The 12,151-nt window shown below is 61.3% G+C and carries 11 protein-coding genes and 1 tRNA gene; 3 read left to right on the top strand and 9 right to left on the bottom strand.

Translation table 11 applies throughout. From position 1 onward, the window contains the following. Nucleotides 1–209: 209 nt before the first annotated feature. Nucleotides 210–848, bottom strand: a complete 639-nt coding sequence (locus tag AC1DYR_RS08935; RefSeq protein ID WP_477704770.1) for a hypothetical protein — start codon at nucleotides 846–848, stop codon at nucleotides 210–212. A 330-nt stretch (nucleotides 849–1,178) separates the two neighbouring features. Beyond that, nucleotides 1,179–1,268: transfer RNA gene (locus AC1DYR_RS08930), tRNA-Ser, on the bottom strand. A gap of 353 nt (nucleotides 1,269–1,621) precedes the next feature. On the opposite strand from AC1DYR_RS08930, the gene AC1DYR_RS08925 reads away from it, so the two are divergent. Next, complete coding sequence (locus tag AC1DYR_RS08925; RefSeq protein WP_477704769.1) at nucleotides 1,622–1,930, top strand: hypothetical protein; 309 nt, start codon at nucleotides 1,622–1,624, stop codon at nucleotides 1,928–1,930. A gap of 242 nt (nucleotides 1,931–2,172) precedes the next feature. On the opposite strand, the gene ureG is transcribed toward AC1DYR_RS08925, so the two are convergent. The 7 genes from ureG to AC1DYR_RS08890 all read right to left on the bottom strand — a co-directional run bounded on the left by ureG (nucleotide 2,173) and on the right by AC1DYR_RS08890 (nucleotide 7,297). Beyond that, entirely contained in the window at nucleotides 2,173–2,841 is a 669-nt protein-coding gene (gene ureG / locus AC1DYR_RS08920; RefSeq protein WP_477704768.1) for an urease accessory protein UreG, read from the bottom strand. A 54-nt stretch (nucleotides 2,842–2,895) separates the two neighbouring features. Then, nucleotides 2,896–3,597 carry an urease accessory protein UreF gene (locus tag AC1DYR_RS08915; protein ID WP_477704805.1) on the bottom strand — a complete coding sequence of 234 codons (702 nt, stop codon included), beginning with the start codon at nucleotides 3,595–3,597 and terminating at the stop codon, nucleotides 2,896–2,898. A gap of 13 nt (nucleotides 3,598–3,610) precedes the next feature. After that, nucleotides 3,611–4,231, bottom strand: a complete 621-nt coding sequence (gene ureE / locus AC1DYR_RS08910; RefSeq protein WP_477704767.1) for an urease accessory protein UreE — start codon at nucleotides 4,229–4,231, stop codon at nucleotides 3,611–3,613. Nucleotides 4,232–4,237: 6 nt separating this feature from the next. Next, complete coding sequence (gene ureC / locus AC1DYR_RS08905; RefSeq protein ID WP_477704766.1) at nucleotides 4,238–5,956, bottom strand: urease subunit alpha; 1,719 nt, start codon at nucleotides 5,954–5,956, stop codon at nucleotides 4,238–4,240. A gap of 85 nt (nucleotides 5,957–6,041) precedes the next feature. Continuing rightward, nucleotides 6,042–6,347 (bottom strand): urease subunit beta, encoded by a 306-nt coding sequence (locus AC1DYR_RS08900; protein WP_477704765.1) that lies wholly within the window; start codon nucleotides 6,345–6,347, stop codon nucleotides 6,042–6,044. A gap of 8 nt (nucleotides 6,348–6,355) precedes the next feature. Then, complete coding sequence (locus tag AC1DYR_RS08895; RefSeq protein ID WP_477704764.1) at nucleotides 6,356–6,973, bottom strand: HupE/UreJ family protein; 618 nt, start codon at nucleotides 6,971–6,973, stop codon at nucleotides 6,356–6,358. 21 nt (nucleotides 6,974–6,994) lie between these two features. Next, complete coding sequence (locus AC1DYR_RS08890; RefSeq protein WP_007874763.1) at nucleotides 6,995–7,297, bottom strand: urease subunit gamma; 303 nt, start codon at nucleotides 7,295–7,297, stop codon at nucleotides 6,995–6,997. A 165-nt stretch (nucleotides 7,298–7,462) separates the two neighbouring features. Here AC1DYR_RS08890 and AC1DYR_RS08885 point away from each other — a divergent pair, with 165 nt between their 5' ends. Both AC1DYR_RS08885 and AC1DYR_RS08880 read left to right on the top strand, forming a co-directional pair. Continuing rightward, nucleotides 7,463–10,993: a hybrid sensor histidine kinase/response regulator gene (locus AC1DYR_RS08885; protein WP_477704804.1), complete on the top strand. Its 3,531-nt coding sequence runs from the start codon at nucleotides 7,463–7,465 to the stop codon at nucleotides 10,991–10,993. Further along, nucleotides 10,977–12,008: a response regulator gene (locus tag AC1DYR_RS08880; RefSeq protein WP_477704763.1), complete on the top strand. Its 1,032-nt coding sequence runs from the start codon at nucleotides 10,977–10,979 to the stop codon at nucleotides 12,006–12,008. The genes AC1DYR_RS08885 and AC1DYR_RS08880 overlap by 17 nt, the downstream gene beginning before the upstream one ends. The last annotated feature ends 143 nt before the right edge of the window (nucleotides 12,009–12,151 follow it).

Raw genomic sequence — 12,151 nt, 5'->3', positions numbered from 1 at the left:
TACTTGGGCTCGCTCTCTTCCGATCGAAGGTGCTTCTTTATTGTGTTGCGAGCCAGGCCTGTACGCCTTGAGATCTCGCGGATGGACATCTGATCCCGCAATGCCCAACGTCTGATGACATTCAATGTCGCCACGTCTATCACTCCTAAATTCCCCCTGCTTTTAAAACAAGCAGGGTAGTGCCTACGTGGGTCAGTTTTGGATGGAAATTACTGCGATAAGTGGATCAGATTTCGACGGAATTCAACATAAAGAGGTTCTTTCGACATGGCTTCTTCGTACAAAGCCATGTATTCATCTCTTCCCCAACTCTCGGCGAGCGCCACGTGCAGCATCACGACATACCACTGTGGATCATCACTGCTGATTCTCTTGTTCACTTCGAGCGTGTTGCGGGCAATCGCCATGTGCTTCGCCAAGCCTTCCCAGCCTTTAGGAGTGACGGTGTTTGCATAACCAGAACCACGAAGAGCCCAGGCATGCCTCGTCTGAGCGGTTGCCAGGGCTATTGGCGCGGTGGATGATCGAGGGGCACTCGCAACCCATCGATTTAGCTTGTCTTCAGCTTGGCTCCAATGCTCGGCGGAGTTCTGTTCGCGCTCTTCGTGCATAGCTTCGTACAAGCTGCCGTAAAAGTTGGAAAGATTCCAGCGACCAGAAGATGTTCGACTTTTTTCTGTGCGTAATGTGGTGGCCAACTTGTCAAGTGTCGCAAAGTCATTTTGTTTGTAGGCCGCAAGAACGATTTTTCTCACTTCGCCGGGGGTATAAACACTTTGCGCATTGGTGTGATTGTTAGCGAGCATTGCCAAAATAATCACACCAAAAATTCGCACCAGCTCTCTCATAAATTCCTCCCCCGTTTTATTGGGAAGAAGTTTAAGGCCATCGGTTTCTCATGCGAAACGAAAAGACGTCCCAAGGGACCATTTTTACTGCGCTGAAGCCTGTGGCACTGTCGCAGTCTTCTGCAATGCCATCGTGATCCGCAGGCTGTCACAAATCAGCGCAAATCGGCGATCTCCATGGCACAGAAGCGGGGATGCCTAAGCCCCACGCTTGCTGGAAACCTTGCTATCAAATTAGGAGAAAATCCAGAGCACTGGATTGCGGTTGCAGCGCTTGAGGCTGAACCGGAGAGCACACTTTTAGACCAGCTAAAAGCCAGTGCCAACAAGTGGCGGAAGCGGTGAGATTCGAACTCACGGAGGACTTGCATCCTCGGCAGTTTTCAAGACTGCTGCATTCAACCGCTCTGCCACGCTTCCGAGCCGCATAGTTTAACCGCTAGTCAGCGGTCATCTGGCTCGTTGGTGGGGCGCTGTCGATAAATGCGGTCTCGGGGCCTGGGCAACAGGCGCGCCTGGCGCATCGGCTGCCTTCCACACATTGAATTACTCACGAGGGCAGGGTGCTGCCAAAAATAGAGGGCTGAAGTCCACCTCTTTTGGTACGCCATTGGTCACTTTGTGACTGTCAAGCAAATAGAGCCAAAAAAACGGACTTATTTCCTGGAACTATTTCCTCTCCGCTTCCTAAACGTTTTTGGGGACGGTGACTAAAGGCGCTGGCACAGCCATGATTGAAACATTCAGTTACAGCACTTTAAGAGGACACAAATATGACTGCTCCAGCATTCACCCCCGAGTCGGCAGAGAAGGTTACTACGGCATTTGTGCATGCCACCGGCGCCCGCTGGTCGTTTCCCCGGGTCGAAGTCCAGGACCGCGGGACCTTCATGTTGATTAGCGTGGACTCACTTTCCCCGGAAATCCAGGAAATTGAGTTACCCGTCAAGAAATCCATTGCACATGCCCTGAACCAGGTCATTCCGGCGCACCCTACGCAACGGTTCGGTAACTGGATGGTCGTTTTCTTCCGGGACGGCAGGATGTTCGAAACTGTTCACCCCAGCGAGTTTGAGGTGTAAGGACGTCGGGGTGGCCTGCTATCTGCCTGCTATATATATGTCATATGAGTCAGCCGCCCGTCATGGCCAGGGCATGTCGCCGAAACGCTATCCGCAGGCGGCATTCACGACCTTGTCCTACACGCCGCCAGCCAGCCGCTGGCTAAACTTTCCTTGCGGCCCGTCCTGGGTCGCACCTCCCTCCACTGGCGAAGCCAGTTTTACTGCCCGGTCTTCCGGGCTTTTTTTTTGCCTGCTCGCCGCTATGCAGCTTCAGGTTGGGCCAGCAGCATCCCTTTTGTCTCGATAAACGCAATGACTTCCGCAAGGCCGGCATTGGTCTTGAGATTGGTCATGACAAAGGGCTTCAGGCCCTTGGCCGTGGTGCGCATGCGGATGGTGTCCGCCTGCATCACGCCCAGGTCAGCGCCAACGTGGGGCGCCAGGTCGGTTTTGTTGATGACGAACAAATCGCTTTTGGTGATGCCCGGCCCGCCTTTGCGCGGAATCTTCTCGCCGGCGGCAACGTCGATCACGTAGATGGTGAGGTCGCTCAGCTCTGGGCTGAAGGTGGCGGCGAGGTTGTCGCCACCGGATTCGACGAACACAACGTCGGCGTCGGGAAAGTCCACCAGCATGCGGTCTATGGCTTCGAGGTTGATAGAGGCGTCTTCGCGTATGGCGGTGTGCGGGCAGCCGCCGGTTTCCACGCCCATGATGCGTTCAGCGTCCAGCGCGCCGCTGACGGTCAGGATGCGCTGGTCTTCCTTGGTATAGATGTCGTTGGTGATGGCGACCAGGTCGTATTTGGCCTTCATGCCTTTGCACAGCATTTCAAGCAGTGTGGTTTTGCCGGAACCGACGGGGCCCCCTATGCCGACGCGCAAGGGGGGAAGTTTTTTGGTGCGGTTGGCGATGTGGTGCAGGCTCATGGATGGCTTTGTTGGAATTGCGGTGAGGTTTGCAGTGAAATTTGCAGTGGGAAGTCAGGAGCGGAACAACCGCGAATACTGGGTTTCGTGCTGTGACGAAAGAATGGCCAGCATGGGTGAAAAAGCCTGGCGCTCGTCATCGGGCAGCTGCATGGCGGCTTCGACCGCTGCGGGTATGACGCCAGCCAGGCGCGCCAGCATGCGCTGGCCGGCACTTTGCCCCAAAGGCACGGATTTGATGGCGGCTTGTGTCATGTTTTCCGCCCAGCCGAAAGCGTAGGCCAGCAGGCAGTCGCGCACGCCTGCCTCGGTCTGTGAAACAGCCAGCGCAAAGGCGACGGGGAAGGTCGGTTGCATCTGCGCGCAGGCCTCAATGTGTGCTGTGTTGGCGTCGTCATGGTTGCGCAGCCAGTCCAGCAGGGATCTGCCCATTTGCTCTGCCTGCGCGCGCAGCTCGCTGGTTTCCCGGGTTTGCAGCACCCAGGCGTTGAGTTGCTGCACGCGTTGCAAGTCGCCCGAACGCCAGGCAGGGATAGCCTGGGCAATTACCGCCAGGTCACCGCGCGCCAGGCTCAGCTGAAGCTGATCGACGAGCCAATCGCTTGCTATTATTTCTGTAGCGGGAGCGGCAATCTCCATCGCCGCTTCCAGTCCTTCGGAGTATGAAAACCCCCCTACGGGCAAGGCTGGGGAGGCCAGCCAGATCAATTGGAGCAGGCTGGTGGCCGGTAGCTGCCCTGCAGGCGCGGCGGACATGTCCATCAACGGCCTAGTGCGGCTTGTGCCTGTGGATCTGGATGGCGACCGGCTTGGCTTCGTGGGCATGGTCGTCATGGTCATGGTTGCAGTCGGGGCCATGCACGTGTGGCGCGGGGATGGGTTGCGCATGGCCATGGGAATGGTCAGAGGAATGGTCATGCCCATGGCTGTGGCCGCCGGCGCTGTAGGCGCCGCCTTCGGGCTCGAAAGCTTCTTCAACTTCGTTCACGATCAGGTGCATGGCGCGCAGCATGTCGGCCAGCACATGGTCGGGTTCAATTTTCAGGTGGTCGGGCTTGAGCTCAATCGGCACATGCCGGTTGCCCAGGTGGTAAGCGGCGCGCGTCAGGTCGAAAGGGGAGCCGTGCGACGGGCAAGCGGTGATGCGGAGCACGGCTTGAGGCGCGGCGATCACTGTGACCATGGAGCCGTCTTCCGCCACCAGCACGTCGCCGCCACGCACCAGCGTGCCGCGCGGCAAAAAAATACCGAGCTGCCGGCCCAGCGAATCGGTACCGTCAAACCGGCTTTTCTGGCGGACGTCCCAGTCAAGCTCGATGCTGGAGGCGCGCTTGACGAGAACAGGCGCAAGGCCAGCGCCCTGCGAAATGATTTTGGAAACCTGGAGCATGGAACCTTAAAACAGGAAATAGCGTTGCGTCATCGGCAGGCTGGTGGCTGGCTCGCAGGTCAGCAGCTGGCCGTCTGCGCGCACCAGGTAGGTCTGGGCGTCAACCTCCATCCTGGGCAGATAGGCATTGTGGACCATGTGCTGTTTGCGCACGCCGCGCACGTTTTTCACGGCACTCACGGTCTTGGCCAGGCCGAAGCGCTCCTTGACGCCGGCGTTCAGCCCGGCTTGCGAGACAAAGGTCAGCGAACCTTTGGCAATCGCGCCACCGAAGCTGCCGAACATGGGGCGGTAATGCACCGGCTGCGGTGTGGGGATGGAGGCATTCGGGTCGCCCATGGCTGCCATCGCGATAAAGCCGCCTTTGAGTATGACCGAGGGTTTGATGCCGAAGAAAGCCGGCTTCCACACCACCAGGTCTGCCCACTTGCCCAACTCGACTGAGCCGACCTCGTGCGAAATGCCGTGGGCAATCGCGGGGTTGATGGTGTATTTGCTGATATAGCGTTTGGCCCGGAAGTTGTCATGGCGGTCAGAATCACCAGGCAACTTGCCGCGCTGCTGTTTCATCTTGTGCGCGGTCTGCCAGGTGCGGATGATGACTTCGCCGACGCGGCCCATGGCCTGGCTGTCACTGCTCATCATGCTGATGGCACCCAGGTCGTGCAGCACGTCTTCGGCTGCAATCGTTTCTTTGCGGATGCGGCTTTCGGCGAAGGCCAGGTCCTCGGCAATGCCGGCGTCCAGGTGGTGGCACACCATCAGCATGTCGACGTGCTCGTCGAGTGTGTTGACGGTGTAGGGCATGGTCGGGTTGGTGGAAGAGGGCAGAAAGTTTTCCTCGCCGACCACGCGCAGGATGTCGGGGGCATGGCCACCGCCCGCGCCTTCGGTGTGGAAGGCGCAGAGGCTGCGGCCTTTGGTGGCAGCAATCGTGTTTTCGACAAAACCGGATTCGTTGAGCGTGTCACTGTGGATGGCGACCTGCGTATCGGTTTCCTCGGCAACATCGAGGCAGTTGCTGATGGCTGCGGGCGTGGTGCCCCAGTCCTCGTGCAGCTTCAGGCCGATGACGCCGGCGTTGATCTGCTCGTGCAGCGCAGCGGGCAGGCTGGCGTTGCCCTTGCCCAGGAAGCCCAGGTTCATCGGGAAGGCGTCGGCGGCCTGCAGCATGCGCTCGATGTTCCAGGGGCCGGGCGTGCAGGTGGTGGCAAAGGTGCCTGTGGCCGGGCCGGTGCCGCCGCCCAGCATGGTGGTGATACCGGCAGTCAGCGCTTCCTCGATCTGCTGCGGGCAGATGAAATGGATGTGCGAGTCGATGCCGCCGGCCGTGACGATCATGCCTTCGCAGCTGATGATCTCGGTGCCGGGGCCGATGATCATGTCGACGCCGGGTTGGGTGTCGGGGTTGCCGGCCTTGCCGATGGCGGCGATGCGGCCGCCCTTGAGGCCGATGTCGGCCTTCACGATGCCCCAGTGGTCGATGATGAGCGCATTCGTCATCACGCAATCCATCGCGCCTTCGGCGCGGGTTTTTTGCGACTGGGCCATGCCGTCGCGAATCGTTTTGCCGCCGCCGAATTTGACTTCCTCGCCGTAGCTGCCGGCGCGCAGGGTGTAGTCGGCTTCGACTTCGACCACCAAATCCGTATCGGCCAGCCGTAGCCGGTCACCGACCGTAGGGCCGAACATTTCCGCATAGGCGCGGCGTCCAATCGTTGCCATTAAATTGCTCCCGCAGGGCCGCTCCAAGGGAGGCAAACGCTCCCTCGGGGGGCAGTGAATACACGAAGTGATGAACGTGGGGGCATCACAACTTTCCTTGGATCAGGCCGCGAAAGCCGTAGATGTTTCGTTCACCCGCGAAGTCCACCAGCTCGACGGTGCGCTGCTGCCCCGGCTCAAAGCGCACCGCCGTACCCGACGCGATGTTCAGCCGCATGCCGCGCGCGGCCTCGCGGTCAAAGCCAAGCGCGCCGTTGGTTTCGGCGAAGTGGTAGTGCGAGCCGACCTGTATGGGCCGGTCGGCCGTGTTCTGCACCACGACGGTCAGCGTGCGCCGGCCTGCGTTGAGTACGTGGTCGGGGCCGTCGGTGATGAGTTCGCCGGGAATCATGGTCCGCCTCAGGCCAGTTGGGCGAGCAGGGTCACGCCGAAGAGGGCGACGGCGGCGCCAGCCACGTGCGGCAGCCAGACGCTGGCGCTGCGCAGCGCCCAGCCCGCACCCAGGCCCGCCAGGTGCAGCAGCAGCGTCGCGGCCAGCATGCCCGACAGTGTGGCCCAGGCGCTGGGAGCTTGAGCCAGTTCATAGCCGTGGGCCAGGCCATGGAAGACGGCGAACACACCGGCGATGAGGGCGGCCGCGATACCCGGCACATGCCAGCGCGTCGCGACCAGCAGCCCCGTGACCAGCAGCGAAGCCGCGATCATGGGCTCGACGGCGGGAATCCGCAGACCCTGCAGGCCCAACAGGGCGCCTGCCAGCAGCATGCCGGCAAAGCCCAGCGGGCTCCACAACAGCCCGGGCCCGGCGCGCCGCGCGGCCAGCGCGCTCCAGAGGCCCACTGCCACCATGGCCGCGAGGTGGTCCATGCCTGTCAGTGGATGGATGAAGCCGCCGAAGAAGGCGCTGGCGTGGTCATGCGTCACAGCGCCGGAATGATGGTCAATATGGGCGCTGGCGCCCGCCGACACTGCGCAAGCAGCTATCAAAAAAAGAGCATTTTTGGCTTTGATTTGCATGGTGGCGATCTCTGGTAATGCTTAAACAATCGGCTGGTGCACGGTGACCAGCTTGGTACCGTCGGGAAAGGTCGCTTCGACCTGGATGTCGGGGATCAGCTCGGGGATGCCGTCCATCACATCGGCGCGGGTCAGCACCGTGCGGCCCTCGCTCATCAGCTGGGCGACGGATTTGCCGTCGCGCGCACCCTCCATGACGGCGGCGCTGATGAGCGCTACGGACTCGGGGTAGTTGAGCTTGAGGCCACGGGCGCGGCGCCTTTCGGCGAGCAGGGCAGCGGTAAAAATAAGGAGCTTGTCTTTTTCTCGGGGCGTCAATTCCATGGGGCTCTCTCAGGGCAGGCTGCCGGCTTGGGGATGCTTGCCGGGGTGCAAGAATGGTGCCATAAGAAACGTGATGCACCAAGGCCGCCCCGGGTAGGACGCATGGCACAGAACATGCACCTGAAGACGGTCAATCACTCCGCGCCCGGCGCATCTGCCCACCCTATGGACGCCCCGCTCACGCCCCAGCTGCCGCCACTGCCGCCCGAAGCGGCCGGGGCCGCGCCTATGGCGGCCGAAGCGCCGCCGCTGCAGCGCATCATCAAGGTCAGGCGCGACTACAACAGCTGGGTAGCCAGCGAAACCATGGAAGACTATGCGCTGCGTTTCACGCCGCAGCGCTTTCGCAAGTGGTCCGAGTGGCGGGTTGCCAACACCGCGTTCGGCGCGGCTTCTTTCCTGATCCTGGAAGCTGTAGGCGCCACGCTGCTGGTGAAGTACGGGTTCACCAACGCCTTCTGGGCCATCATGGCGACCGGGCTCATCATTTTCATGGCGGGCCTGCCCATCAGCATTTACGCGGCGCGCTATGGCGTCGACATGGACTTGCTGACGCGCGGCGCCGGTTTCGGGTATATCGGCTCCACGCTGACCTCGCTGATCTACGCCTCGTTTACCTTTATCTTTTTCGCGCTGGAAGCGGCGGTCATGGCTTACGCGCTGGACCTTGCACTGGGTATTCCGCCCAGCTGGGGTTACCTGATCTGCGCGCTGGTGGTCATTCCGCTGGTAACCCATGGCGTCTCTGCCATCTCCCGCCTGCAGGTCTGGACGCAGCCTTTGTGGCTGGTCATGCTGGTGGTGCCTTTTGTTTATGTCTTCCTGCGCGATCCCGGTGCGTTTTCGGGCGTTCTGCACTACGGAGGGGAAACTGGAACGAACGGCGAATTCAATTTGCACCTGTTTGGTGCCGCTTTAACAGTCGGAATCGCGCTGATCACCCAGATGGGCGAGCAGGCCGATTATTTGCGCTTCATGCCGGTGCAGACTGAAGCCAACCGCTGGCGTTGGTGGGCCGGTGTGCTGGCGGGCGGACCCGGCTGGGTGCTACTCGGCGTGGTGAAGATGCTGGGTGGCGCTTTGCTGGCCTATCTGGCCATCTCCAACATGGTCCCGCTGGACCGGGCCGTAGACCCCAACCAGATGTACCTTGCGGCCTATGAGTATGTCTTTCCGAATTACGGCATGGCGGTGGCGGCCACAGCGCTGTTCGTGGTGGTGTCGCAGCTGAAGATCAATGTGACCAACGCGTACGCCGGCTCCCTCGCGTGGTCGAATTTTTTCTCGCGCATCACGCACAGCCACCCCGGGCGGGTGGTGTGGGTGGTGTTCAACACGCTCATTGCCTTCATGCTGATGGAGATGAATGTGTTCCAGGCGCTGGGCGACGTGTTGGGGCTGTATTCGAACATCGCCATCGCCTGGGTGATGGCTGTCGTCGCCGACCTGGTCGTCAACAAACCATTGGGCCTTTCTCCCAAAGGCATTGAATTCAAAAGAGCCCACCTGTACGACATCAATCCGGTCGGCGTGGGTGCGATGGCGCTGGCTTCCGTGTTGTCGGTCACGGCGCATCTGGGGCTTTACGGCGAAACGGCGCGGGCTTTTTCCGCAGTGATCGCCATGGGTACTGCATTTGTCACCGCGCCCCTGATCGCGTGGGCGACCCAGGGCCGTTACTACATTGCGCGCAGCTCCGGAGCGACTGCTTCCGACGGTTCCTACAAGCGCTATGCGACGCAGCAGTGTGTCATTTGCGAACGCGCCTACGAAGGCCCGGACATGGCGCACTGCCCCGCCTACCAGGGCCCCATCTGCTCTTTGTGCTGCACGCTGGACGCGCGCTGCGGCGACCTGTGCAAGCCGCACGCCAGCCTGTCGGCGCAGTGGTCGGGTGCGCTGCGCTGGCTGCTGCCGCGCCGCATCTGGCCTTACCTTGATACGGGCCTGGGCCATTTCCTGCTGCTCATGCTCATCATCGTGCCGCTGCTGGCCAGCGTGTTCGGCCTGCTGTACCACCAGGAAATCAGCGCGCTGGCGGACATTGAACCCTCTGAGCCGGCTTTGCGTTCAGGTTTCATGAAGGCGTACATGGCCTTGCTGGTCATCGCCGGCCTGGTGGCCTGGTGGCTGGTGCTGGCGCATAAAAGCCGCCAGGTGGCCCAGGAAGAATCGAACCGCCAGACCCATTTGCTGATGCGAGAGATCGAGTCGCACCGGCAAACAGACGAGGCGCTGCAACAGGCCAAGCTGGTGGCAGAAGAGGCCCGTCGCCATGCCGACCAGGCCAACCAGGCGAAAAGCCGTTATATCAGCGCCATCAGCCACGAATTGCGCACGCCGCTCAACAGCATCCTGGGTTACGCGCAGCTGATGGGTGAAGACAACGCCATACCGCCGCACCGCAAACAGGCCGTCAGCGTCATCAAGCGCGGGGGCGAACACCTGCTCTCGCTGATCGAAGGAACGCTCGATATTGCCCGCATCGAGGCGGGCAAGCTCACCTTGAATGTCAAGCCCATGCATTTTGCCGACTGTGTGCACGAGATGGCCGGCATGTTCGAGCTGCATGCCGCCGCCAAGGGTCTCGGGTTCCGCTTTGAGACCAGCGGTCATCTGCCTGAGCTGGTGCGGGCCGATGAGAAACGCGTTCGGCAGATTCTCATCAATTTGCTGGGCAACGCCATCAAGTTCACGGCGCAGGGCCAGGTGATTTTCAGGTTGCGCCATGCGCGCGAGATGGCCTACATCGACATTGAAGATACCGGCCCGGGCATGGGTGAGGCGGAGCTGTCCCGGATTTTTGAGCCTTTTGCACGGGGAGCTACGGCCGGCCAAAGCGCGGAAGGCACACCGGGCGCCGGTTTGGGATTGACGATTGCCAAGATGCTGACCGATCTGATGGGTGGCGAGATGACGGTGGTCAGCACCCCGGGCGAAGGCTCGATTTTCCGCATCCGGCTGTTTGTGCCCGAAGTGCACGCGGCCGCAGGGGCCGTCAAGGATGCCGCCACCAAGCCGGCAAGGCGCCAGCCGCGCGGCTATGAAGGGGTTCGCCGCAAGCTGCTGGTGGTCGACAACGAAGAGCCCGACCGTGAACTGCTGGTGCAACTGCTTGAGCCCATGGGATTCGAATTGCGCACCGCTGCCAGCGGTCACGATTGCATGGACCTGCTGGCCAGCGGGTACCGGCCCGACGTGATCTTCATGGATCTGGCCATGCCGGGGATTGATGGATGGGAAACCTTGCGCCGTGTGCGTGCGTCAGGGCTCGAGGACATTCATCTCGCCATTGTTTCCGCCAACGCATTCGACAAGGGCGCCGAGAACGATGCCGGCATCCTTCCCGAGGACTTCATCCTTAAACCGGTGCGCCATACCGAATTGATTGACTGGCTTGAACGGCGGCTGGCCATCAAGTGGCGCTATGACCTTGCTGCGGATGACGGCGCCCCTGTGGTCCAGGCCGCGCCGCCGCGTGTACTGCCCGATGCGTCTCAACTCGCGGCCCTGCTCGAGGTCGTCAATCTCGGGTTTTACCGGGGCATCATGAACAACCTGGCAGAGATTGAAAGGCAACGGCCGGACGCCGCGGCCTTTGTGGACGAAATGCGCGTGCTGGCGCGGCAATTTCAGTTTGAAGCCATGGGCCGCCAGCTAGCCAACAAGGAGACGGGCCATGAGCAGCGTGCTTGACGACGGACCAACGCTGGATCAAAAGCTGGACCGCACACTGGACCGGGCCAACAGCGATATCGTGCTGATTGTGGACGACGTGCCCGACAACCTGTCGGTCCTGCACGATGCGCTCGATGAATCGGGCTATACCGTCCTCGTGGCCACCAGTGGCGAGGCAGCGCTGCAGCGTGCGCTGCAGGCTTTGCCCGACATCGTTCTGCTGGACGCCATGATGCCCGGGATGGACGGCTTCGAAGTTGCCAAGCGCCTGAAGGCCATGGCTGAAACGGCGCACATCCCCATTATTTTCATGACCGGCCTCACGGAAACCGAATACCTCGTGGCGGCCCTTGAAGCCGGTGGAGTGGACTACGTTACCAAACCGATCAAGCCCAAGGAAGTGATGGCACGCATGGGCGTGCATTTGCAGGGCGCCCGCCGTGCCAGGCAGGAAGCGCGGCAGGCGGGGCAAGCACGCAACGCGCTGGACGCTTTCGGCTACGCCAGCATCACGGTGCGCATGGGTGGCGAGGCAGACGGGAAATTGATCTGGCAAACGCCGCTGGCGCGCGACCTGCTCATGCGCTATTACGGTACGTCCGCGCCGCAAACACCCGAACCTGTACTCAACTGGCTGCGCCGCCACATGGCGGAGGCAGAGCGCCAGGTCGAGCCGCCGCGCCTGGCGGTGGAGCTTGGTCCGCGGCGCCTGACTTTCCGGCTACATCAGCAGACCGGCGACGGGGACCGCGGCGGTGACTGGCTGATCGTCATGCGCGAAATTTCCGACGACGCCGTGGTGGAAGCCATGAGCCTGAGCTTCAAGCTCACCGCCCGTGAAGCTGAAGTGCTGTATTGGGTGGTCAAGGGCAAAACCAACCGTGATATCGGCGATATCCTGGGTTCCAGCCCGGCGACGGTAAAAAAGCACCTGGAACGGATCTACGCGAAGCTGGGTGTGGAAACCCGCACCGCTGCCGCGGGTATGGCCATGAACCGCATACGGCAGCTTCATCCGCAGTTTGAGGGCTAGAGATAGAGCCCCTACGCTTGTCGCTTCGCGTACTGCGCTGCCCCCCGAGGGGGCGCTGCGCCTGCGGCCCGGCAAAGCTGGTTCCGCGGCCCCTGCTTGCCAAGAAGAGCGGTTTGCGGTGGCCGTATCAGGTAAAAAGCGTG

The organism is Polaromonas sp. P1_F9 (assembly GCF_056405615.1).
This window is presented reverse-complemented; position numbering and strand designations above follow the sequence as displayed.